A 23178-nucleotide genomic window follows, 5' to 3' on the forward strand; every position below is an offset into this window, starting at 1 on the left:
TACCGGCCACGGCATTCGCTCAGGGCTTCGGTCAGCCGTGCGGGGCGGCGCAGCCGGGTGTTACGCGCGTTGCATCTACGCGAGTTTCGGTGACACCGTCGCGACCTAAGCCGCCAGCAAGGACGCGATCGGCAGGCCGGGCATATCAGCTCCCTCCGTCCCGATTGATCGCGGCGGCGAGCGACTCGACCTTTGCCGAGAAGACGCCAAGATCGAAATGCTGCGGGTCGTCATGCGCAGATGGCGGGTCGTAATAGGGGTCGAGCACCGCGTGGTAGGCGGGGACCAGCCAGCGGCCGTGCCGCGCGGATGCGACGATGTAGATCAGCGCCAGCCGCTCATACTGCGCGTCGGTAAAGCCCGGCACCGGCGCGACGGCATCGTTGACCGGGCGGCCGGGTGCCGGACGAGCGGGAGACCCGATGCGCGGCTGAATGTTCTCCACGCCGACGAACAGATTGCGCTTGGCGGGTGCGTCGAAACAATAATCGAACCGGGTGTGCGACTGATGCTCCGCCAGATCGCGGGCGGTCAGCGATCCGCCGGTGCGATTGGTGATCACATGCGCCTTCAGCGAAGCCGGATCGCGCAAGTAGCCGCCGAACGAGCGATTGTCCGGCCATTCGGCGGCGTCCATGTTGGCGGGGAAAGCCCCGAGGACAGCGCAGGCACCGGGCTGCGAGCAGTTGGGCGAGCTGGTGTCGTGGATGACGAAGTAGGCTGCCTGAAGCCCCCCGCGTAACGGACCGCCCAGCTCATGGGCCGCGTCGACATGGTGCACGTCGAGGTAACGGGCGACTTGGGTCAGCCCCGGTTGGGTCGCCTCGCCGACGACTCCCGCCAGATAGGATGTAAGGTCGGAACTGCCGAAGCTCGCACCCTGACCGACGTGCCGCAACAGACACCGGGCCTGCTCGCGCGGCGTTCCGGCGAAGGCGCGCCTGCCTACGTCGAAACCGCACGGGCCGGCGCTCGCCTGAGCTTGCGTGACGCGGACGCGGCAATGCGGGTTCGTCGACGTTGGCGTTCCGCTGACCACGCCGGCGTGACTCATGGCAAGGATCGCCAGCATGGGGGCAGGTGCGCGCATGGTCCACTCCCGGGAAGATGTCCGCTACGCCACGGGGACCCCAGCTCATGCTGATCCGCAGTTTGAGGCAGGTCAACGGTTCTGCACCTCCGTTGCACCGAATGCACCCGCAATGTGATGTTGTAACTTGCCGCACATACGACCATATGGCTGCACGTGACGCGCACGATTCGCCTGCCCTGGACGCTGCCGCTCGATCGTCTCGCGATCGGGCTGTCGGGGCTGTGCGTGGTGCATTGTATCGGTACCTCGGTCGCGCTGGCGCTGATGTCGGCGGCGGGCGGGCTGCTCAACCCGCTGATCCACGAAGTCGGTCTGACGCTGGCGATTAGCCTCGGCGCGATCGCGCTGGGTAAGGGGGCGCTGGAGCACGGCTATATGGCCCCGGCGGTGGTCGGCTCGCTGGGGCTGGGGATGATGGCGGGGGCGCTGCACCTGCCGCATGACGGTTCGGGCGGGTCGGAGGCGGTGTGGACGGTGATCGGGGTCGGCATCCTCGCCTTCGGTCACGACCTAAACTACCGCGCCACTCATTAGCCGCGCCGCAGTCGGCTCCTTGCCGCCGGCCCGCGCCATGCCTATTTTCTTCTCCATGGCTGTCCACGCCCATCACCACCACGAACATGAGGGCGCGGCGCTGACCGATGCGGCTCAGGCGACGCTGGAGCGCGCGGGCGAGCAGTGGACGACAATGCGCGCGAGCGTGTTCGAGGCGCTGGCCGGGTTCGCCAAGCCTGCGTCGGCCTATGACATCGCCGAGGCGGTGTCGAAGCGCGAGGGCCGCCGCGTCGCCGCCAACACCGTTTATCGCATCCTCGACCTATTCGTCGGCGCGAACCTGGCGCGGCGGGTGGAAAGCGCTAACGCCTATGTTGCGAACGCGCACCCCGATTGCCTCCACGACTGCATCTTCCTGGTCTGCGACTCCTGCGGACAGACGACGCATCTCGACGACGACCGGCTGACCAAGGGCGTGCGCAGCGCCGCGTCGGCGGCGGGCTTTTCGCCCGTGCGTCCGGTGATCGAGGTGCGCGGCACCTGCGCCGAGTGCGAGGGCGGCTAGAGCGCTTTCTCCATGATCGCGCCCGGCACCGCGACGCCGATCGCGGCAAGCCGCTCGACCCGCTCGACCACCCGGTAGCCGCATGCGGCGTAGAGCGGCTCGCCCGCCAGCGTCGCCATCATCTGCGCGCGGCCGAACCCCGCCGCCCGCGCCGCATTCTCGCATAGTGCCAGCACCTCGCGTCCGATCCCCTGCCGCGCCCGCGCGGGGTCGGTGTACATCGCCCTGATCCGCGCCGCGTCGCGCGCCGGGTCGAGCAGCGACGCGTCGCGCAGTCCAGTCGCATGATCGCCGCCATACAGCGTCGCCCGCCGGCTCCACCCGCCGCAGCCGACCAGCGCGCCCTCGTCCTCGATCAGGAAATAGGTCCGGTCGGCGATCAGCTGCGTGTCCAGCCCCATGCTCGCGCGGCTGGCGGCGATCTGGTCGGGCGTTAGGAACGTCTGCTGCAGCGCAGTGATCGCGCGATCCATCAGCGCGGCGATCACGGGCAGGTCGGCTTCGGTCGCAAGGAGGCGGGTGCGGGGCACGCCACGGTTATGCAGATAACGTGCGTCAGCTGTCCAGATGCGCGCAATCGACACCCGCGATGCGAGGGGGTAAGCGCCTGGGCATGGCCGATCTTCCCGCGACCCCGTTGCTTGATACCGTCCGCACGCCTCACGACCTCCGTCGGCTGAGCCCTGACCAGCTCCGACAGCTCGCCGACGAGCTGCGCGCGGAGACGATCTCGGCGGTGGGGACGACGGGGGGGCATCTCGGTTCCGGGCTCGGCGTGGTCGAGCTGACCACCGCGATCCATTATGTCTTCGACACGCCCGACGACCGGCTCATCTGGGACGTCGGGCACCAATGCTATCCGCACAAGATCCTGACCGGGCGGCGCGACCGTATCCGCACGCTGCGACAGGGCGATGGCTTGTCTGGGTTCACCAAGCGCAGCGAGAGCGAGTACGACCCGTTCGGCGCGGCGCACTCGTCGACGTCGATATCGGCGGCGTTAGGCTTCGCGATCGCCAACAAGCTGTCGGGCCGGCCGGGCAAGGCAATCGCGGTGATCGGCGACGGTGCGATGTCGGCGGGGATGGCCTACGAGGCGATGAACAACGCGGAAGCCGCGGGCAACCGGCTGGTCGTCATCCTCAACGACAATGACATGTCGATCGCGCCGCCGGTCGGCGGGCTGTCAGCCTATCTCAGCCGGATCGTTTCAAGCCGCGAGTTTCTGGGCGTGCGCGAGGTGCTGCGCCGGCTCGCGCGCAAGCTGCCACGCCCGCTCCACGCCGCCGCCCGCAAGACCGACGAGTTCGCGCGCGGCATGGCGATGGGCGGCACGCTGTTCGAGGAGCTCGGCTTCTATTATGTCGGGCCGATCGACGGACATAATCTCGACCAGCTGATCCCGGTGCTGGAGAATGTCCGCGACGCGGAGGAAGGCCCGATCCTGGTCCATGTCGTGACCAAGAAGGGCAAGGGCTATGCCCCCGCCGAAGCGTCGGCAGACAAGTATCACGGCGTCCAGAAGTTCGACGTGATCACCGGCGCGCAGTCCAAGGCGCCGCCGGGGCCACCGCAGTACCAGAACGTCTTCGGCGAGGCGCTGACGCGCGAGGCGCAGGCTGACCCTCGCATCTGCGCGATCACCGCGGCGATGCCGTCGGGCACCGGCCTCGACAAGTTCGCGAAGGCGCACCCGGACCGCTTTTTCGACGTCGGCATCGCCGAACAGCACGCGGTGACCTTCGCCGCCGGGCTGGCGGCGCAGGGGATGCGGCCTTTCTGCGCAATCTACTCGACCTTCCTGCAGCGCGCCTATGATCAGGTCGTTCACGACGTCGCGATCCAGAACCTGCCGGTCCGCTTCGCGATCGACCGTGCCGGGCTGGTCGGGGCGGACGGGGCGACGCATGCCGGGTCGTTCGACGTCACCTATCTGGCGACGCTCCCCAATTTCGTGGTGATGGCCGCCGCCGACGAGGCGGAGCTGGTTCACATGGTCCATACCATGGTCAGCCACGACGGTGGCCCGATCGCGGTGCGCTATCCCCGCGGCAATGGCACCGGCGTGGCGCTCCCCGCGATTCCGGAGGTGCTGACGATCGGCCGAGGCCGGATCGTGCGCGAGGGCAAGACGGTCGCGATCCTGTCCCTCGGCACGCGGCTGGCCGAGGCACTGAAGGCGGCCGAGCAGCTGGAGGCGAAGGGGCTGTCGACCACCGTCGCCGACCTCCGCTTCGCCAAGCCGCTGGACGAGGCGCTGATCCGCCGCCTGCTGACCACGCACGAGGTTGCGGTGACGATCGAGGAGGGCGCGGTCGGCGGATTGGGTGCGCACGTCTTGACGCTTGCGAGCGATGAGGGTCTGACCGACGCCGGGTTGAAGCTGCGCACGCTGCGCCTGCCGGATCGCTTCCAGGACCAGAACGCGCCCGACCGGCAATATGCCGAAGCGGACCTCGACGCCGACGCGATCGTGCGCAGCGTTCTCGGTGCGCTCCGCCACAACAGCGGCGGGGTCGCGGAAGCGCGGGCGTGACCGGTTGGGAAAAGGTGATCGCGGCAACGGTGGTGGCGGTGATCGGGCTGGCGGGTCTGAACCTGGCGGTCTGGCGGCGGGTTCGAGGGGCAATGCGCGCGGCGAGGATTGGTGGCCAAGACCCGCGCTGACCAACTGCTGGTCCATCGGGGACTCGTTGAGTCGCGAACGCGGGCGCAGGCGTTGATCCTGGCCGGGCTGGTGTTTGCGGGCGAGCGCAAGGTTGCGAAGGCGGGGGAGCTGCTTGCGGTTGATGTGCCGCTGGCAGTGCGCGGGCGCGACCATCCCTGGGCGTCGCGCGGGGGCGTCAAGCTGGCGCATGGGCTCAACCATTTCGGCTGGGACGTGGCGGGCGCGCTGGCGATCGACGTGGGAAGCTCGACGGGGGGGTTTACCGACGTGCTCCTCTCGCGAAGTGCGGCGCGCGTCTATGCAGTCGACAGCGGTACCAACCAGCTGGCGTGGAGGCTGCGCCAGGACCCGCGCGTCGTCGTGCTGGAACAGACCAGCGCGCGGGTGCTGACCGCGGCGCATATTACCGAGCCCGTCGATCTGATCGTCTGCGACGCCAGCTTCATCGGTCTCGCCAAGGTGCTGGAGCGGCCTCTGTCGTTCGCCAAACCCGAAGCGCGTCTGCTGGCGCTGATCAAGCCGCAGTTCGAGGCGGGGCGCGAGGAGGTCGGCAAGGGCGGGGTGGTACGTGACCCCGCCGTCCACGCGCGGGTATGCGAGGAAGCCGCCACCTGGGTGACTGCGCAGGGCTGGCGGGTCGAAGGGGTGATACCCAGCCCGATCACCGGGCCCGAAGGCAATGTCGAGTTCCTGCTCGCCGCATATAAGCCGCGCGCGCTCGGTTGAACGCCGTCGCGCGTTGCGGCAGGGGCACAGGTACAACCGAGAAGGAACGGGCGTGAGCGAACTGGCGTCGAAAGGGCAGTTGCGGTGGTCGTTCGCACGCTGGGCGGCGGTGTGCGTGCCGCTGGTGCTGCTGATCGGCTTCGTCTCGGGCCGCATGGCGCCCGCGGGCAGCCATAACGGCTGGTATGCCGCGCTCGCCAAGCCAGCAATCAATCCGCCCGACTGGGCGTTCCCGGTAGCGTGGAGCATCATCTACGTCTGCATGGGGCTGGCGGTCGCGACCGTGCTCAACGCGCGCGGGGCGCGGGGGCGGGGGCTCGCGGTCGCGTTGTTCGCGGTCGAGGTGGCGTTGCTGTTCGCCTGGACGCCCCTGTTCTTCGGCGCGCACCGGATCGGCGCTGCGACCGCGCTGATCGCCGCGATCCTGGTGGTCGGTATCGGCGTGGCGTTGCTGTTTGGGCGGGTCAGGTCATCGGCGGCGTGGCTGATGGTGCCGCTGCTGGTCTGGGTGTCGTTCGCGGGCGTGCTGTGCTGGCGGATTGGACAGCTCAACCCCGGCGCGGGGCGGGTTGCGCCGGGCGCGCACGCTACCCAGATGCTGTAGGCTTACGGAGCTATTCAGATCATGCAGTCCGAGAACCGGGTCATCGACGATATCGTGAAGGTGCTGAACGGCGCGGCGGGGACGCTGGCGGGCGTCGGGCGTGAGGCGGAGGCGGGCGTTCGCGCGCGCGCGCGCGAATGGATCGGCGGGCTCGACTTCGTCGGCCGAGACGAATTCGAGGCGGTCAAGGCGATGGCGGCGGCGGCGCGCGACGAGGCCGACGCGCTGAAGGCGCGGCTCGATGCGCTGGAAGCGAAGGCCACGTCCGTAGCCGCTGAGGGGACCGCCGTCTGACTTTTTCCACAGCTTTGTCTACAGGACCGTCCACCGATGCCGCCTGCAAGGCGGCATCGGTGCGAAGCCATGCTATGATGCGCCGCATGGGGGCGAGGGGACCATGCTGAACGAAGCAGATCACGACGCGGACGCTGCCGCGCCGCTCGACATGCTGGAAAATTATTTCGACGCGCACGGCTGGGACAACCAGCGGCACGAGGAAGAGGTCACGGCCTCGGTCAAGGGCAGCTGGACGACCTACGAGCTGCGCGCGCTGTGGCGCGACGGCGACAGCGTGCTGCAGTTCCTCGCCTTTCCCGACATCAAAGTGACCGACGACCGCCGGGCCGTCGTTTTCGAGGCAATGGCACTGGTCAACGAGCAGCTGTGGGTCGGGCATTTCGAGCTGTGGTCGTCGTCGGGCGTGCTGCTTTATCGCCATGCGGCAATGGTCGACGGCGACGACGGCGCGGCGCTGACGCTGGCGCAGGCCGAACATCTGGTCGAGACTGCGGTTGAGGAGTGCGAACGTTTCTACCCCGTTTTCCAGTTCGTGCTGTGGGGCGGCAAGTCGCCCAAGGACGCGCTTGCCGCGGCGCTGATCGACACGCAGGGCGAAGCTTGAGTCTCACGCCGGGCCAGGCCGCGGGCCGGCTGTTGATGGTCGGTGCCGGCAACATGGGCGGCGCGATGCTCGCCCGCTGGCTGGCGAGCGGCGTGGCGGCGGAGCGGGTGACCGTGGTGAGCCCATCGAGGCGCACCCAGCCGATCGGCGTGCGTGTTGTCGAGGTCATTCCGGCGGAACCGTTCGACACCGTAGTGCTCGCCTGCAAGCCGCAGCAATTGGCGACCGTCGCGCCGACCCTACACGGACATGCGCCGCGGGTGCTCCTGTCGATCCTCGCCGGGGTCGAGGTGGCGACGCTGACAGCGCTGACGCGGGCACCGGTGGTGCGGGCGATGCCCAACCTGCCGGTCGCAATCGGCAAGGGCGTAGTGGCGCTGCACGGCGGCCGCGGCACCGAGCCGGGTGAGCGCGCAGCGGCGCTGATGACGCCGCTAGGGCTGGTGGAATGGATCGGCGATGAGCGGCTGTTCGACCTGGTGACGGCGCTGGCGGGGAGTGGTCCGGCCTTTCTGTATCGCTTCGTCGACGCGATGGCGCGAGCGGGGGAGGCGCTGGGCCTGCCCTTCGACCAGGCGGCGCGGCTGGCGCTGGCGACAACCGCGGGCGCGGCGGCGCTGGCGGCGGGGAGCGACGTGCGGCCGGGTGTGCTCGCCGATCGCGTCGCCAGCCCAGGCGGATCGACGCGCGAGGGGCTGAACGTGCTCGATGACGACGATGCGCTGATGCGCCTGCTGACCGGCACGCTGGCCGCGGCGGCCCGGCGCAATGGCGAAATGGCCGCCGCCGCGCGCAAGGCGGGCTCCGGTTAGACTGTTCCACAACGCCGCTGCTGGTCCAGCAACGCGGATGCCGCCGCGTCCTGCCAGTAGCCATGCTCAAATACCACGCTCGTAGTGCGGGGTGATCGCAGCGACATCGTCTTGATGTCACCTTTGTTCACCTTCGGGCGAGCGGAGAGGTTAGGATCAGCCGCCTAGCCCCAGCACCTGCGCGCGTTCGTCTTCGGGGATCAGCCCCTCCAGCACCGCCCAATAGCCGCTGACCGCCTGCTGGCCCGCCCGGGCATAGGCTGCCGCCATCTTCTGCCGCGCGGCGTCGAACAGGTGCGCCTCCAGCGCGGTACCTTTGGTGGTTAGTCGAAGCAGCCGTTGTCGCCGGTCGCGCTCGCCGGGGCGCGTCTCAACCAGCTCGCGCTCGCTCAGCTCGTTCAGCACGCGCCCGAGTGACTGTTTGGTGATCGCGAGCAGCGACAGCAGCTCGCTGACCGTCAGGTTGGGCTTGCGCGCGACGAAATAAAGCGCCCGGTGATGCGCGCGGCCGAGCCCCTGCCGGGCGAGGTCGCGGTCGATCGAGCGGGTCAGGTGGCTGTAGCCGAAATAGATCAGCTCCATGCCGCGACGCAGCTCCGCCTCGCGGAGAAAAAGCGGGGAAGCCGTGGGCGCTATGGCAGTCACGTTGACCCGTTTAGACAGCGGCTCTAGGCCGCGGCAACCCCTCTCCAGCCGAGTTTCGTCCGCCATGTCCGCGCCGCTGCCCGCCTTTCGCCACGAACCGCACGGCAGCCCTGTCGCCGCAGACGAGCGCGGGCGGCAGATCGCGGACCCCGGCTTCGGCCGCGTCTTCACCGATCACATGGCGGTGGTGGGGTACACCGCCGCCGAGGGCTGGCATGACCCGCACATCACCGCGCGCAAGCCGTTCCAGGTCGATCCCGCGTGCGCGGTGCTCCATTATGCGCAGGAGATTTTCGAAGGGCTGAAGGCATATCGGCTCGATGGTGGCGGCATCGCGCTGTTCCGGCCGGTGGCGAACGCGGCGCGGTTCCGCCGCTCGGCGCAGCGGCTGGCGATGCCGGAGCTGCCCGAGGAACTATTCCTCGGCTCGCTGGAGGCGCTGGTGCGCGCGGACGCGCACTGGATTCCGGCGATCGACGGCGGCTCGCTGTACCTGCGTCCATTTATGGTCGCGAGCGAGGCGTTCCTCGGCGTCCGGCCGGCAGGCGAATATCTCTATATAGTCCTCGCTTCCGCGGCGGGGTCGTATTGGAAGGGCGGGGTCCGGGCGATCTCGCTGTGGGTCAGCCACGACTATACCCGCGCCGCGCCGGGGGGGACGGGCGCGGCGAAGTGCGGCGGCAACTACGCCACCTCGCTGGTCGCGCAGGCGGAAGCGACGCGGCGCGGCTGCGATCAGGTGGTGTTCCTCGACGCGATCGAGCGCCGCTGGGTGGAGGAGCTGGGCGGCATGAACATCTTCTTCGTGTTCGCCGACGGCACGCTGCGAACGCCGCCGCTGACGGGGACGATCCTGCCCGGGATCACGCGCGATTCGATCCTGACGCTGGCGCGCGACGAGGGGCTGCGGGTCGAGGAGGCACCTTACGCGATCGACGACTGGCGCACGGACGCCGAGCGGGGCGATCTCGTCGAGAGCTTCGCATGCGGCACCGCCGCGGTGGTGACCCCGATCGCCTCGGCAAGGGGGCCGGATTATTCGTTTCAGGTCGGCAGCGGTGGAATGGGGCAGCTGACCGCGCGCTTCCTGGATCGTCTCACCGCGATCCAGCGCGGCCGCGCCCCCGATCCGCATGCCTGGCGGCATCTGCTTTAGGGGTTTCGTCCCGGCGGCCGCTCCGATAGGAGCCGCCGCGCGATGGGGCGTCGCCAAGTGGTAAGGCAGCGGCTTTTGATGCCGCCATTCGCAGGTTCGAATCCTGCCGCCCCAGCCATCGTGCCGCGATCAGTTCGGCAGCGGCGGCGGCCCGTCCGCGGGCGGCAGCTCCTGGTCCGCATCGGCGTCGGCCTCGCTCAGGATGTTGCCGCGGGCACCGCGCTCCAGCTGATCCATCCGCTTGATCTCTTCGGCGTTCGCCTTGTTCGCCGCCGCGGTCTTGTCGGTCTCTGGCATCGGATGATCCTCTCGTTGCGATGGCAGAACGTCCGGTGCGGCCGCTGGTGCCGCGGTGACGATCTGGCCGTCGTTGACCGCGACCGGCCAGGAGGTCAGCCGCTGACCGACGCAGGGACCGCCGACGCAGAGGCCGTCGTCCACCCGGAACAACGCGCCGTGCCAGGAGCAGGCGATCAGGTCGCCATCGGGCGTGAGATAGCCGTCGAGCTGCTGTGCGAGCGGCAGGCCGGCATGGGGGCAGCGATCGACATAGCCATGAACCCGGTCATCTCGCCGGACCACGAAACCGTGGAAGCGGCCGGCGCGGAGCTGGAGCACGAAGTTGCGTGCGGCGCCATCGGCGACCAGGTCGAGCGGGCAGAGGACGACGCCGGCGGGGGTGGCGGAGAGCCGCTCGCTCACGCGTCGGCGTCGGACTGGCGGTCGGGGTGTGCGTCGGCAAAGGCGGGGTGGGCGCAGGCGGTCTCAACCACCGCCATGAGATGCGGGTAGGGCGTCGGGTCGACGCCGAAGCGTTCGGCGGAATAGGCCTGCGGCACGAGGTGGCAGTCGGCGAGCGTCGGGCGGTCGCCGAACGCGAAGCCGCCGCCTCGGCGGGCGATCATCACCTCCAGCGCCGCGAAGCCCGCAGTGATCCACTGCGCCGCCCAGGCGTTCGCCTCACCGCCCAGCGCGCGAACGGCGTTGAGGACGCGGAGGTTGTTGAGCGGGTGGATATCGCACGCAACCGCCGCGGCCATTGCGCGGACGACGGCGCGATCGGCGGGCGTAACCGGGAGGAGTGGCGGCTCGGGATAACGCTCCTCCAGCCATTCCAGGATCGCGGGGCTCTGCGTCAGCACGCCGTCCGCGGTCTCGAGCGCGGGCACCAGGCCCTGCGGGTTCAGGGCGCGGAAGGCATCGCTGCGCTGGTCGCCGGCGCGCAGGTCGACCCCGGCCTGTTCGTAGGCGAGGCCCTTCAGGTTGAGCGCGATGCGGGTGCGGTAGCTGGTGCCGGAGCGCCAATAGCCATGCAGGATCATGGTAACCGCGCCTTGGCGAAGCCGCGCCAGACCTCGTCGTAATCGAGCTGCATCGTCGGCGTTTCGACCGCCCAGCCGGTCGGGCGGACGGGCAGGCGAGTCTCGAACATGAACGCCATGGTGTCGGCGATCTTGACCGGCTTGAGGTCGGCGGTAACCGCCTTCTCGTAGCTCGCCTGGTCCGGGCCGTGTCCGTTCATGCGGTTGTGGAGGGACGCGCCACCCGGCGCGAAGCCGCCTTCCTTGGCGTCGTACTGGCCCTGGATCAGCCCCATGAACTCGCTCATCACATTGCGGTGGAACCAGGGCGGACGGAAGGTGTCCTCCGCGACCATCCAGCGCGGCGGGAAGATCACGAAGTCGCAGTTCGCGGTGCCGGGCGTATCGCTGGGCGAGGTCAGCACGGTGAAGATCGACGGGTCCGGGTGGTCGAAGCTGACGGTGTTGATCGTGTTGAAGCGGGTGAGGTCGTAGCGGCAGGGTGCGAGGTTGCCGTGCCAGGCGACGACGTCGAACGGTGAATGGTCCAGCGTGGTGGTCCACAGCCCGCCGCCGAACTTCTGGACCACCTCGGTCGGGTCGTCCTTGTCTTCGAACCAGGCGACGGGCGTCTCGAAGTCGCGGGGATTGGCGAGGCCGTTGGCGCCGATCGGGCCGAGATCGGGCAGCCGAAACAGGGCGCCGTAATTCTCGCAGACATAGCCCCGCGCCTGCCCGTCAGGGAGTTTGACGCGGAAGCGGATGCCGCGCGGGATCAGCGCGACCTGCAACGGGGCAAGTTCGATGCGACCGAGTTCGGTGTCGATGGCGAGGCGGCCTTGCTCGGGAACGATCAGCAGCTCGCCGTCGGCGGAGAAGAAGGCGCGGTCCATGTTCACGGTGGCGGCATAAAGGTGGATGCCGACGCCGACCTGCGCCTCCGCGTCGCCATTGCCGCCATAGGTCACGAGCCCGTCGACCCAGTCGGCAGGCTCGGTCGGGAGCGGCAGCGGGTCCCAGCGCATGCGGTTGGGGGAGGGGGGCTGTTCGGTGAAAGGCGCGGAGCGGAAGCGCTTTGCGCCGGCGTAGGGCGTGAACGCCGGATGCTGCGCGGTCGGGCGCAAACGGTAGAGCCAGCTTCGGCGGTTCTCGGCTCGTGGTGCGGTGAAGGCAGTGCCGCTCAGCTGTTCGGCGTAGAGGCCGAACGGGGTGCGCTGAGGAGAGTTACGGCCGATCGGGAGGGCGCCGGGAACGGCTTCGGTGGCGTGGTGGTTGGCGAAGCCGGGGAGGTAATCTGGCATTCCATCCCTTGCTCCTCCCCGGGACGGAGAGGGGGACCGCTCGCGAAGCGAGTGGTGGAGGGGGCTCTCCACAAACGATATTGCCGGTGGAGAGCCCCCTCCACCAGCCAATGGCTGGTCCCCCTCCCCGTAAACGGGGAGGAGCTTAGGCATCCACCATGATGACGCCGCGCCTGATCTGGTCCAGCTCGATCGACTCGAACAGCGCCTGGAAATTGCCGTTGCCGAAGCCTTCATTGCCCTTGCGCTGGATGATCTCGAAGAAGATCGGGCCGAACATGTTCTCGGTGAAAATCTGCAGCAGCAGGCCTTCATCTCCGACATTGCCGTCAATCAGGATACGGTTCTTCTTCAAGCGCTCCAGGTCGTGGCCGTGCCCGGGGACGCGCTTGTCGACTAGTTCGTAATAGGTCTCGATCGTGTCCTGCAGCTTGACCCCGCGGGCGCGCAGCCGCTCGACGGTGTCGAAGATGTCGGGGGTGGTGAGCGCCAAGTGCTGGATGCCCTCGCCGTGATATTCGCGGATGAACTCCTCGATCTGGCTGTTCTCGTCCTGCGATTCGTTCAACGGGATGCGGATCGCCTTGTCGGGGGCGATCATCGCCTGGCTGAACAACCCCGTCGCCTTGCCCTTGATGTCGAAATATTTCTGTTCCTCGAAGCCGAACAGCTCCTTGTAGAAGCTGCTCCACACCCGCATCTGGCCGCGCCGGACATTGTGGGTGAGGTGGTCGAGCAGGTCGAGGCCGACATTGTTCTGCGCCTCCGCCTCGCGCCAGCCGGGCAGCTCGGCCCAGTCGGCATAGGGGTCCGCGCCATCGGCGATGAAGTAGAGATACGACCCGCCGATGCCTTTGATGACGGTGTCGTTCTCCTCGGTCGCCTCGGCGCCGTGGGCGAGCGCCCATTCGACCGCCCTGGCCGGATCGGCGACGCGGAACGCCATCGCGCTGGCCGACGCACCATGCGCATTGCGGAAGTCCTTCACCCGCCCCGCCTCGTCGCGGTTGAGCATCAGGTTGACCCGCCCCTGCTTGTAGCGGGTGATGTTCTTGGTCGGGTGACGGTGCGAGGCGACGAAGCCGAGCTGCTCGAACTGCGTCGCCATCGCCAGCGGGTCGGGCGAGGTGAACTCGACGAACTCGAATCCGTTGAGGCCCATGGGATTGTCGGGGCGATCCACTGCTCTCTCCTGCGTCATGACCCCGCCTGTACCGGGCCGCCGCGGCGTTGGCAAAACGCCCGAGGCACCGGAAGCGGCGCGGCGATGTTGTCCATGTTGTCCGCTTCGTGCACATCCGTCGGCCATGCCGGCGCCTCGGGCGTGCTGCGAACGATGAACTGACGGCCTGAACGTGGAGCGCGTATCCGTTGCATGGCGACGGCGTGGCACCGTCTACACCTTGTAGGACAGCGAAAACTCAAGCCCCCGCCTGCTGGCCCATCGTCACATAGTCGAGCTTGCCCGTGCCCAGCACCGGCAGCGCGGCGACGATGCGGACGTCCCTGGGCAGCATCAGCTCGGTGACGCCGTTGCCGCGGCCCCATGCCTGGAGCGCGGCCGCCGTCGCGTCGGTGCGGGTGGTGAAGAGGACGAGCTGTTCGCCCTTGCGGGCGTCGGGGCGGGTGACGACCGCGTGCTCCGCGTCGGGCCAGAGCTTCGCCGCATAGCCCTCGACGGCAGGCAGCGAGACCATCTCGCCGCCGATCTTGGCGAAGCGCTTGGCGCGGCCGCGGATGGTGACGAAACCGGCGTCGTCGATCGTGACGATGTCGCCGGTGTCGTGCCAGCCCTCCTCGGGCGGCTGGAGAATGCCTGGACGGTCGGCCTTCAGATAGCCTGCCATCACGTTGGGCCCGCGGATCGAGAAGCGGCCGCCCTCTTCGATGCCGGGCACGGGATCGAGCCGGCCTTCGACGCCGGGGAGCAAGCGGCCGACGCTGCCCGCCTTGAAGTGCATCGGCGTGTTGACCGCGATGACGGGTGCCGCCTCGGTCGCGCCATAACCCTCCATGATGCGAAGGCCGAACTTCTCCGCATATACCTTGCGTGTCTCGTCGCGGACCCGCTCCGCGCCCGCGAAGATGTAGCGCAGGCTGTAGAAGTCGTAGCCGTGCGCCATCCGCGCATAGCCGCTGAGGAAGGTGTCGGTGCCGAACAGGATCGTCGCGTTGGCGTCATAGGCGAGCGCGGGGACGATCCGGTAGTGGAGCGGGCTGGGGTACAACACCGTCCTGACGCCGTGGAGGATCGGCAGCAGCGTGCCGCCGGTCAGCCCGAAACTGTGGAACACCGGCAATGCGTTCAGCACCACGTCGCCCTCGTTGAAGTCGATCCGCGCGGACAGCTGTTCGCAATTCGCCAGCAGATTGCGGTGGGTCAGGACGACGCCCTTGGGCAGCCCCTCCGATCCGCTGGTGAAGAGGATCACCGCCGGGCTGCCGGGCGCGATCCGCTTGCGGCGATGGAGGCGCAAGGCCCAGCGGGTCGCGATCAGCGTGCCGAGCTTCTTCAGTCCGCCGATCTGCGCGCCGATGTCCTCCAGGTGGCGAACGCGGATGCCCGCCGCTGTGAGCCCGTCGATCAGCGGGTGCAGCTTCGATTGCTCGACGAACGCGCGCGAGGTGACCACCGTCCGCACCTCGGCCGCGGTGCACGCCGCCTCGATATTGCCGAGGCCCGCGGTGAAGTTGAGCATCGCGGGCACGCGGCCGGTGAACTGGAGTGCGAAGAAGCTCGCGACCACCGCGTTGACGTTGGGAAGCAGCAGGCCGACCGCCTCGCCTTGCGCCGTGTCCTCTGCGAGCGGGCCGGACAGCGCCAGTGCGCCGGCGATCAGGCGTGCATAGGTCAGCGGCATACGCCTGATGTCCTCGACTACCGCCGCCTTGCCGCCGTGGACGTCCTTGGCGTCGATCAGCGCGTGGAACAGCGTGCGGTCGATATCGCTGGTCGCGAAGATCGCGTCGCTCATCACATCGTAGAGCTTGCGGCCCGCGGCGGCGCGGCGGGCGCGGGCGCTGTCGCCCGTCACATCGAACCGGCGGGGCGGCAGGACGGTAAGGCTGATGCGCGGGAACCAGCGGCGGCGGACCTTGCCGCCCAGCCGCGAGAAGGGGGTGAACTGCGCGCCGTCGAGGCGGACGGGGACGATCGGGGCGTCGGCCTTGTCGGCGACCATGCCGGGGCCGTCGAACACCTTCATCAGCGCGCCCGTCACGGTGATGCGGCCTTCCGGGAAGATGACAAGCGTGCGCCCTTCGCGCACCGCCTTGACCATCGCCTTCGCCGCCATTGGGTTGATGGGATCGACCGGGAAGGCATCGAACAGCTTGATGAACGGCCTGACCCACCATGCCTGCGCAATGCGGGTGTGGACCGCGAAGGTCGGCTTGCCGGGCAGAAAGGCGGCGAGGAGCAGGCCGTCGAGGAAGGAGACGTGGTTGACGACCACCACCGCGGGACTGCCCGCCGCCGGCATGTTCTGCGCGCCGGTGACGCGGACCCGGTAGAGCGCGGTCAGGACGCCGCGGATCAGCCATTTGAACACCGTTTCCGGCAGCAGCCAGCAGGTGATCAGCGCGACCGCCAGCGTTGCGAAGCCGAGCGCGCCGATCACGCCGGGCACGCCCGCGCCCGCCGCCATCAGGCCCAGCGTCACGGCGACGATGCCGACCGTGCCGGCGGCGTTTAGAATGTTGTTGGCGGCGATGATCCGCGAACGGTTCGCGGGGTCGGCATGCGTCTGCAGGATCGCATAGAGCGGCACCACGAACGCGCCGCCCGCGACCGCGAGCATCGCCACGCAGCCGAGGATGGGCCACGACTGGGGTTGCGCCGCGAACGCCTGCCAGCCGGGTTGCCCGGACGGACTGTAGGTGCGCGCGGCGATCCACAAGCCGATCAGCGCCGCCGCCATCGCTAGCGCGGCAGCAGGGACGTAGCGGGCCGAGACCTCGCCCTTGAGCAGCCGATTGACCAGCAGCGAGCCAGCCGCGACGCCGATCGAGAAGACCAGCAGGAACAGGATGACCACGTCGGGCCCCGCAGCGAGCGTGCCGCTGGCGAGGGCGGTCAGCTGCGCGGTGACGACGGTGCCGACCGAGAAGAACCAGCTGATGCCGAGGATCGCGAGCCACACCCCTCGGCCTCCTTGAGCGGCGCGGAGGATCTGGGCGGTGCCGTGGACGATATTGGCATCGACGCGCAGCGGGGCCGCGGGCGGCGCGGGGGGAACCAGGAAGCTGGTCAGGAGGCCGAGCGCGGCGACGCCGATCGCGATCTCGCCCGCCAGGACCGGCGCGACCAGGCCGCCGAGCAGCTGGCCGCCGAGGATGGCGAGAAACGTGCCCGCCTCGATCAGTCCGGTGCCGCCCATGATCTCGCGGCTGTGCAGATGCTGCGGCAGGATCGAGTATTTGACCGGCCCGAAGATGGCGGAGTGCACCCCCATCGCGGTGACGCAGGTCAGCAGCAGCGGCACGGACGCGAGATGGAATCCCGCGAGCGCCACCGCCATGATCGCGATCTCCGCCGCCTTCACCGCGCGGACCAGCTTTGCCTTGTCGACGCCGTCGGCAAGCTGTCCGGCGACCGAAGACAGCAGGAAATAGGGCAGCGTGAACAGCCCCGCGGCGATCGTGGCGAGGCTTTCGGCATGCCCCGGATCGGCGCGGTAGATCGTGAAGGTGGCGAGGAACACCATCGCGAAACGGAGCAGATTGTCGTTGAACGCGCCCAGGAATTGGACGGCGAAGAGCGGCGCGAAGCGGCGCCTGGCGAGGAGCGATAGATCGGGGGCGGCCATGGTAGCGATCCTTAGCCGTTTGCGGCGACGACAGGGTTAACGCCGGAGCTGATAGGGGCATCGTCCGGCAGATAGCGGCTGTAGAGCCAGCCGATGCCGATGAGGCTGAACCCCAGCGCGGCGAAGGAGGCGATGCGGAGCAGCCCATCGAGTCCGGAGGCGTCGAGCAGGAAGACCTTGCCGACCGCGCCGAGCATCACGGCGAGGCTCGCGACGCGCCAGTCCTGCAGCCGCGCGCGGATGCCATAGACCAGGAACCCGACCGCGATCGCGATCGCGAGAAGCGAGCGGGTGATGTCCTCCGCCGGTGCGACGCCGCCCCCTGCCAGGATCGCGCCGTGGACGAGCTGGCGCAGCTCGGTGGCGGCGAACAGCAGGATCAGCAGCATCTGCGCCCAGCCGCGTGCCCGCTCGGCTAGCGACGGCAGCGCGGTGCGGCCCGCGGCCCAGAGCAGCCCAAAGGCGAGCGCATAGGCGGGGAGCAGCAGGTTGAGGACGGGCAGCGGGCCGACCGCCTGCTCGCTCCACAACGGGTCGTGGAGGAGCAGCGTGAACCAGACGAGGTGCGCGGCGGCAGCGATCCCGAGCCCGCGGCTCGCCTGCGGCAGGCGCCGGGCGAGCAGCATCGCGGTGGCGGCAAGCAGCGCCTCCCACAGCGTGCGCTCGGCGAGGCCGAGGCGGACAAAGGCGGCGTGATCGCCGATCGCGAACAGCTGCTTGTAGGCGACGTGCGCAAAGGCGCCGCCGAGCAGGGCGAGGGCGGCGAGCCAGCCCTGGCGCAGCCGCGCGCCCTCGGGCGGATGCCGCCACAGCACGATCGCCGCAGCGGCGGCGGGCGCGAGGAGGCGGGTCGTTGCATCGGCCAGGCCGGGCAGCGCGCCGACGTAGAGCGGGAAGCCGATCACGGCGCCACCAACGCCCGCCAGCCAGGTCAGCATGGGCCATAGCGCCCAGGCCGCGGCAAGCCCGCCCGCGGTGATGGTCGCCGCGTCCGGGCGCCGCCAGTAGCCGAGCGCTGCCGCACCGATGGCGGGGACGAGCGGCAGCAACGGCTGTGGCAGCGCCTGCGCGACCGCGACATAGCCGACCAGGACCGCGACGGCGTTGCCGATCGGCGCGGCGGCGCGGCCGGGCATGAACCGGCCGAACACCAGCGCCGCGGCGGCGGGAACGGCCCAGGTCAGGATCACGCGCCAGCCGGGCTGGGCGACGTGCATCCCCGCGGCCCAGACGAGCGCGCTGCTGCGCTCGATATCGATCACCAGCAGCAGGATGATCGCCGCGCCGAGTGTCCAGGCGAGCCCCTCGACGCGGCGATCCTGCGCGGTTCGGGCAAGCATGACCAGCCCGGCGGCAATGACCGCCCAGGCGGGGGCGACCGCGAACGGGGCCAGCCCGAACGCGGCGGCGACCGCGAGCAGCACGGCGGCTGCGCCGGTCAACACCGCGAAGCGCGCGTCCCAGCGGCGGGTGGCGTCAGGCCAGACCAGCCCGGCGACAGCGCTCGCCGCCGCCGCGCCTAGCAGCGCGAGACCCGCGGACGTCTGCGTCGACGGATCGAAATGGACCAGCCACAGCGCCAGCGGCGCGGCGGCGAACGCGGCGACGCTGCCCGCATCGCCCAACGTGCCCCGGTTGCGGCCGACCCGCCACGCGGCGGGCAGCCCGAAGATCGCCGCTGCGCCCGCGAGAACAAGCGTGAAGTCGTGCGCCTGCGGCAGCGGCCAGGCGCTCATCAGGAACAGCGCCGTCAGCAACGCGGGCACGGGCAGGTCGGCGAGCGGTGCCTCGCGGCGCGAAAGCCAGACGCTGGCGAGCCCGAGCAGGCCGAACAGACCCCAGGTCAGCAGCGCGAAGCCGCCGGTGGCGATCAGCGCGGCCAGCTGAGCCGCGGCAACGAGCGTGCCGACCAGGCGGACGACATGCCCCTGCCGCCCGCCGAACAGCAGCACCGGCAGTCCGACCCCGAGCATCAGCACGAACGCGCCCACCGACAGCGCATCGGCGAGTGCGAGCGCGCCCGAGCCGATCAGCACCGCGCCCCAGCCGAACCCGCCGGCCAGCGCCGCGACGCCCAGCCACCACCAGCGCTGCGCTCGCCCGAGCGCCGCCAGCCCGCCTACCGCGAGCGCGAGATACGCGGCGAGCAGCGGCACGTTCGGATTGCCGGTCCCGACCAGCGCCGGTGCGGCGAGCCCCCCGACCAGGCCGAGCACCGCCGACGGCGCGCCGAACCGGATCGACAGCGCGCCCGCGACGACGGTGGTCGCCGCCATGAACAGGAACGCGGCGAGCGGCGGGATGAGGTGGTAGAGGTTCGCCGCAACGAGGGTCGTCGCATAGAGCGTCGCCACCCCTGCACCGCTCAGCGCCTGACGCACGCGCGGGTCGCGGACCCGCTCTTCGTTCTGCAACGCCGCTTCGGCGCCGGCGATCAGCCCGAGCCCGAACAGCAGCCCGCCGATCACGCGGACGAGCGGAGACAGCAGCCCCGCGTCGATTGAATATTTGACGATCAGGAATCCGCACACCGCCAGCGTGACGCCCCCTGCCCAGATCGGCAGCTTGCGGCCGAAAATATCCTCGAAGCCGAGGGAGCGGGCGGGGGCAGGCGCGGCGCCGACATCGTCCTGAGCCGGGGTTGCCGCGTTGAGTCCCTCCTCGTCAGGCGAGGTGTTGGAATCGGACGGCGCCCCAAGCCTTTCGTCCAGAGGAGCGGCCCCGTCGCCATTCAGTCCCCTGAAGGAAAAAGGCGCATCGGGCAGGGGCTCTGAATCGGCGACGCCGTCGTGGGCGTTGTCCTCCGCAAACTGGGCCGATCCGACGACCCGTGCGGCCGGCTGCGGGTGTGCGTAGGCAACGGGCGGCGCCTCCCACGGCTGCGGTCCGGGCGCGCCCCAACCGGTGGGAAGGGGGGCAAGGCGCGGCGCGCCGCCCCATTCCAGCGCGCGAACGCGATCGCGCAGGGCGACAACATCGACCCAGAGCTTCGCCAGCGCGCCGATCAGCGCCAGAACGATCACCGTCAGCATGACAGCCTTCTCCCGTGTTGCCGCTGGCCTCGCATAAAAATGAGCGGTGTTCAATAACTAAATTGGACAGCGCTCAATTTTTGTGATTAGCGCCTTGCGATGGGCAGGCGATCGGATCATAGCCGTGCGGAACTGGAGGCGCTGATCCTTGGCGAGGGGCATGCGCTGATGGCCAGCGTCGGCTTTGCGCGCTTCTCGGCGCGCGAGGTGGCGAAGCGGGCGGGCTATACGATCGGGACGATCTACAACGTCTTCGGCAGCTATGACCGGCTGGTGCTGGCGATCAACACGCGCACCTTCACGTTGTGGGCCGAGCATCTGCGGGCGCAGCTGGCCGGGGCAGGGACCGACCGGATCGCGGCGCTGGTCCACGGCTATTTCGGCTTCGCGCGCGCGCATCCGCATCTGTGGATGGCGATCTACGATCACCGCCTGCCACCCGGCGCGGGCATCCCCGCCGCCGACGAGGCGACGCGCGCGGAGCTGACCGGCATCGTCGCGGACGAGATTGCGCGCGCGCTCGGGCGCGAGCGGCCTGAGGTCGCGGCGCTCACGCGATCGCTGGTGGCGACGGTGCACGGCCATTGCCATTTCGCGCTGACCGGCGCGTTCGCGCTGATGGGCGAGCCCGATCCGGAGGGCGTGGCGCTGGCGCGGGTGCGCGAGACGCTCAGCGCCGCCGCGGCAGGCTGAGGCGGAAGCAAGCGCCGGCTTCGGCCGGGATCAACGCGATCTCGCCGCCGACCGCATCGAGCAGCGAACGGACGATCGCGAGGCCGAGCCCGCTGCCGCCCGTGTCGCGGCGGGTCGTGAAGAAAGGCTCGAAGATGCGCTCCGCGTCGGCGGGGGCGATGCCGGGGCCGTCGTCGCCGAGCGTCAGCTGCACCGCGCCGCCGGTCATTGCGGCGGCGAAGGCGGCACGGGTCGCGCCTGCCTGCCGCGCATTGTCGAGCAGCGTCACCAGGATGCGCTCCAGCACCGCGGCCGGCACCGCGACCGGCGGCAGCGGCGCCAGCACCGCCGTTACCGTGAACGCGTCGCTGCGGCCGGCGTCGGCGACAGTGGCGATCACTGCCGCGAGATCGGTCGCGGCGTCGGCCTGGGCGGTGGTCATGTCGGCGCGGGCGAGGTCGAGCAGGCGGGTGACGAGGTGCTGCAACCGCGCTGCGTCGGTGTCGGCGTTGGCCAGGAAACGGCGGCGCTCGGCCGCGGTCATGTCATGCTCGCCGACCAGCTCCAGCGCGCCGCGGATGCCCGCGAGCGGGGTCTTGAACTCGTGGCTGACCGCATGCGCCATGTCGCGCAGGTAGCGCGAGCGGCGTTCGATCGCGGCCGCCATGACGGCGAAGTCGCGATACAGGTCCTGGATCTCCGCCGCCGCGGTCGGGGGCGGCGGCGGGACGACGCCGCGGCCCTGCGCGACGCTGCGGGTCGCGGCGCTGAGCGCCTCGACCGGCCGGGCGATGCTGCGCGACAGCAGCGCGGTGAGGCCGACCAGCGCCAGCAGGATCGCGGCGATCCCGAGCGCGATCTTGCCGCGATCCTCGTACAGCCCGCGAAATAGCGCGCGGGCGGAGCGGGAGAGCAGGATCACGCCGACGACGCGGCCGTTGACGATCACCGGGCGGGCATGGTGGACGCGGATGGCGGCGGCGCGGCTGAGCCATTCGAACGGATAGGTCGGGTGATAGGCGCCGTTGCGGCGGAGCACGGTGGCGGCATGGCCGGCGAGCGCCGCCCGAACCTCCGGCAGGCCGGCATAGGAGCCGCCCGTCAGCGGCCCCGCGGCGACGCGGCCCTGCCGGTCGAGCAGATAGGTGGTGGCAAGGGTTACCTGCCGGGTGCGCGCGAACACGGGGGCCAGGCGGCGGACGGTGGCGACGGCGTCCGCTGCGGGCGGCCCGGCGTAGCGCGGCTGTTCACGTGACGGCAGGATGGGCGTGGCGCTGAGGTCGACCTGCGGCGGTTCGGGCTGGAGTTCGGTCGGCGCGGGCAGCGGGGCCGGGACGCTGCCGGGCCATTCCAGCGCCGCGGCGGCGGCGAGGACCGCGCCCTGCGCGACCAGCTCCGCCTCCGTCTGGCGGACCAGCGTGTTCTCGTAGACGCGCAGCGCCACCGCGCCGACGCCCGGCATGGCGGCAACGACGAACAGCGTCGCGAACAGGACGGTGCGCAGGCGGACACGGGGCCAGCGGGCTTTGAGCCAGTCCTTGGCGGCGTCAATCATCGTCGACGAGGCAGGGCTTGCCCCTCTCCTTCGGAGAAGGGGTCGGGGCGGGGCCTCGCCCCAAGCGACCGACCTGGCGAAGCCGCACCACCCCAACCCCTTCCCTGAAGGGAGGAGGCTTGCAGAAGGGCGCAACCCTCACCCCGTGCAGCTGCCCAGCCGATAGCCGATCCCCGCCCGGGTCTCGATCAGGTCGGCCGCGCCCGCGGCGGCGAACTTTGCGCGGAGGTTGCGGATGTGGCTGTCGATCGTGCGGTCGGTGATCGCGAAGCCGGGGCCGTGCAGCCGGTCGATGATCGCGTCGCGGCTGAACACCTTGGCCGGGTGGGCGGCGAGGGTGCGGAGGATCGAGAACTCGGTCAGCGTCAGCGCGACGTCCTCCTCCGCCCAGCTCGCCCGCCAGCCGTCGAGGTCGAGCGCCAGCCTGCCATGGCGGATGGCGGGACCGGTGACGACGGGCGCACGCGCGCCGGTGCGCCGCAGGATCGCCTGGACGCGCGCGACAACTTCGCGCGGGGAGAAGGGCTTGACGACATAATCGTCGGCGCCCAGCTCGATGCCGACGACGCGGTCGATCTCGTCGTCGCGGCTGGAGAGGAACAGGACGGGAGTGTCACCGACTGCGCGGACGCGGCGGCACACCTCCAGCCCGTCCATCCGCGGCATGTTGATGTCGAGCACGATCAGGTCGGGCGCGCCCGCCTCGACCGCCGCGAGCGCCGCTTCGCCGTCGGCGGCCTCGCTCGTGTCGAACCCGGCCTTGCCGAGCGCAAAGACGAGGAGCTGGCGGATGTGCGGGTCGTCGTCGACGACCAGGACGGAGCGGGGCATCGGGCAGACGATG

21 protein-coding genes, 1 tRNA gene and 1 pseudogene are annotated in these 23178 nt (G+C 69.9%); 12 read left to right on the forward strand and 11 right to left on the reverse strand.

The window, feature by feature from the left end; genetic code table 11:
* Positions 1-145 precede the first annotated feature (145 nt).
* On the reverse strand, positions 146-1090 hold the full coding sequence (locus ACP2AD_RS07945; protein ID WP_425229541.1) for a hypothetical protein: 945 nt from the start codon (positions 1088-1090) through the stop codon (positions 146-148).
* A 156-nt stretch (positions 1091-1246) separates the two neighbouring features.
* Between ACP2AD_RS07945 and ACP2AD_RS07950 the strand changes: the two genes are divergently transcribed.
* Together ACP2AD_RS07950 and ACP2AD_RS07955 are read left to right on the forward strand one after the other, a co-directional pair.
* Positions 1247-1627: a MerC domain-containing protein gene (locus ACP2AD_RS07950; RefSeq protein WP_425229542.1), complete on the forward strand. Its 381-nt coding sequence runs from the start codon at positions 1247-1249 to the stop codon at positions 1625-1627.
* 55 nt (positions 1628-1682) lie between these two features.
* A complete protein-coding gene (locus tag ACP2AD_RS07955) occupies positions 1683-2153 on the forward strand; it encodes a Fur family transcriptional regulator (RefSeq protein WP_425229543.1) in 471 nt (156 codons plus the stop codon).
* Here ACP2AD_RS07955 and ACP2AD_RS07960 read toward each other — a convergent pair.
* Positions 2150-2626 (reverse strand): GNAT family N-acetyltransferase, encoded by a 477-nt coding sequence (locus ACP2AD_RS07960; protein ID WP_425231123.1) that lies wholly within the window; start codon positions 2624-2626, stop codon positions 2150-2152. The two genes, ACP2AD_RS07955 and ACP2AD_RS07960, sit on opposite strands and share 4 nt — an antisense overlap.
* Before the next feature lie 140 nt (positions 2627-2766).
* Here ACP2AD_RS07960 and dxs point away from each other — a divergent pair, with 140 nt between their 5' ends.
* The 7 genes from dxs (at position 2767) to ACP2AD_RS07995 (ending at position 7864) form a co-directional block, all read left to right on the forward strand.
* Positions 2767-4689, forward strand: coding sequence for a 1-deoxy-D-xylulose-5-phosphate synthase (gene dxs, locus ACP2AD_RS07965; RefSeq protein ID WP_425229544.1), 1923 nt, complete (start codon positions 2767-2769; stop codon positions 4687-4689).
* On the forward strand, positions 4686-4820 hold the full coding sequence (locus ACP2AD_RS07970; protein ID WP_425229545.1) for a hypothetical protein: 135 nt from the start codon (positions 4686-4688) through the stop codon (positions 4818-4820). Before dxs ends, ACP2AD_RS07970 begins: the two co-directional genes overlap by 4 nt.
* Positions 4801-5547, forward strand: a complete 747-nt coding sequence (locus ACP2AD_RS07975; protein ID WP_425229546.1) for a TlyA family RNA methyltransferase — start codon at positions 4801-4803, stop codon at positions 5545-5547. Before ACP2AD_RS07970 ends, ACP2AD_RS07975 begins: the two co-directional genes overlap by 20 nt.
* Before the next feature lie 52 nt (positions 5548-5599).
* Complete coding sequence (locus ACP2AD_RS07980) at positions 5600-6151, forward strand: TspO/MBR family protein (protein ID WP_425229547.1); 552 nt, start codon at positions 5600-5602, stop codon at positions 6149-6151.
* Positions 6152-6172: 21 nt separating this feature from the next.
* Positions 6173-6445 (forward strand): accessory factor UbiK family protein, encoded by a 273-nt coding sequence (locus ACP2AD_RS07985; protein WP_425229548.1) that lies wholly within the window; start codon positions 6173-6175, stop codon positions 6443-6445.
* A gap of 103 nt (positions 6446-6548) precedes the next feature.
* Positions 6549-7052, forward strand: a complete 504-nt coding sequence (locus tag ACP2AD_RS07990; RefSeq protein WP_425229549.1) for a YbjN domain-containing protein — start codon at positions 6549-6551, stop codon at positions 7050-7052.
* A gap of 35 nt (positions 7053-7087) precedes the next feature.
* A complete protein-coding gene (locus ACP2AD_RS07995) occupies positions 7088-7864 on the forward strand; it encodes a pyrroline-5-carboxylate reductase family protein (RefSeq protein WP_425231124.1) in 777 nt (258 codons plus the stop codon).
* 156 nt (positions 7865-8020) lie between these two features.
* Here the strand turns inward: ACP2AD_RS07995 and ACP2AD_RS08000 are convergent, their stop codons facing one another.
* Complete coding sequence (locus ACP2AD_RS08000) at positions 8021-8446, reverse strand: MarR family transcriptional regulator (protein ID WP_425231125.1); 426 nt, start codon at positions 8444-8446, stop codon at positions 8021-8023.
* A gap of 127 nt (positions 8447-8573) precedes the next feature.
* Here ACP2AD_RS08000 and ACP2AD_RS08005 point away from each other — a divergent pair, with 127 nt between their 5' ends.
* Positions 8574-9665 carry a branched-chain amino acid aminotransferase gene (locus ACP2AD_RS08005; RefSeq protein ID WP_425229550.1) on the forward strand — a complete coding sequence of 364 codons (1092 nt, stop codon included), beginning with the start codon at positions 8574-8576 and terminating at the stop codon, positions 9663-9665.
* 43 nt (positions 9666-9708) lie between these two features.
* Positions 9709-9783, forward strand: a tRNA-Gln gene (locus tag ACP2AD_RS08010).
* Between the two features lie 227 nt (positions 9784-10010).
* Here ACP2AD_RS08010 and ACP2AD_RS08015 read toward each other — a convergent pair.
* From ACP2AD_RS08015 to ACP2AD_RS08040, 6 genes and pseudogenes are all read right to left on the reverse strand, one after another.
* Positions 10011-10367 (reverse strand): annotated as a pseudogene (locus tag ACP2AD_RS08015) (Rieske (2Fe-2S) protein); the annotation flags it as partial.
* The gene (gene maiA / locus ACP2AD_RS08020) at positions 10364-10987 is read right to left on the reverse strand and encodes a maleylacetoacetate isomerase (RefSeq protein ID WP_425229551.1); all 624 of its coding nucleotides are present in this window, start codon (positions 10985-10987) and stop codon (positions 10364-10366) included. The gene maiA and the pseudogene ACP2AD_RS08015, both read right to left, overlap by 4 nt.
* The gene (gene hmgA, locus ACP2AD_RS08025; RefSeq protein ID WP_425229552.1) at positions 10984-12267 is read right to left on the reverse strand and encodes a homogentisate 1,2-dioxygenase; all 1284 of its coding nucleotides are present in this window, start codon (positions 12265-12267) and stop codon (positions 10984-10986) included. Before hmgA ends, maiA begins: the two co-directional genes overlap by 4 nt.
* A gap of 145 nt (positions 12268-12412) precedes the next feature.
* Positions 12413-13429, reverse strand: coding sequence for a 4-hydroxyphenylpyruvate dioxygenase (gene hppD, locus ACP2AD_RS08030; RefSeq protein ID WP_425231126.1), 1017 nt, complete (start codon positions 13427-13429; stop codon positions 12413-12415).
* Between the two features lie 259 nt (positions 13430-13688).
* Positions 13689-17075: an acyl-[ACP]--phospholipid O-acyltransferase gene (locus ACP2AD_RS08035; RefSeq protein ID WP_425229553.1), complete on the reverse strand. Its 3387-nt coding sequence runs from the start codon at positions 17073-17075 to the stop codon at positions 13689-13691.
* An 11-nt stretch (positions 17076-17086) separates the two neighbouring features.
* Complete coding sequence (locus ACP2AD_RS08040; RefSeq protein ID WP_425229554.1) at positions 17087-20107, reverse strand: DUF2339 domain-containing protein; 3021 nt, start codon at positions 20105-20107, stop codon at positions 17087-17089.
* A gap of 99 nt (positions 20108-20206) precedes the next feature.
* Here ACP2AD_RS08040 and ACP2AD_RS08045 point away from each other — a divergent pair, with 99 nt between their 5' ends.
* Positions 20207-20800 (forward strand): TetR/AcrR family transcriptional regulator, encoded by a 594-nt coding sequence (locus ACP2AD_RS08045; RefSeq protein WP_425229555.1) that lies wholly within the window; start codon positions 20207-20209, stop codon positions 20798-20800.
* Here the strand turns inward: ACP2AD_RS08045 and ACP2AD_RS08050 are convergent.
* Both ACP2AD_RS08050 and ACP2AD_RS08055 read right to left on the reverse strand, forming a co-directional pair.
* Complete coding sequence (locus ACP2AD_RS08050; RefSeq protein WP_425229556.1) at positions 20778-22334, reverse strand: sensor histidine kinase; 1557 nt, start codon at positions 22332-22334, stop codon at positions 20778-20780. The two genes, ACP2AD_RS08045 and ACP2AD_RS08050, sit on opposite strands and share 23 nt — an antisense overlap.
* Before the next feature lie 138 nt (positions 22335-22472).
* Positions 22473-23165 carry a response regulator gene (locus ACP2AD_RS08055; RefSeq protein WP_425229557.1) on the reverse strand — a complete coding sequence of 231 codons (693 nt, stop codon included), beginning with the start codon at positions 23163-23165 and terminating at the stop codon, positions 22473-22475.
* Between the last annotated feature and the right edge of the window lie 13 nt (positions 23166-23178).

The organism is Sphingomonas sp. (genome assembly GCF_965248875.1).
Lineage (GTDB): Bacteria > Pseudomonadota > Alphaproteobacteria > Sphingomonadales > Sphingomonadaceae > Sphingomonas.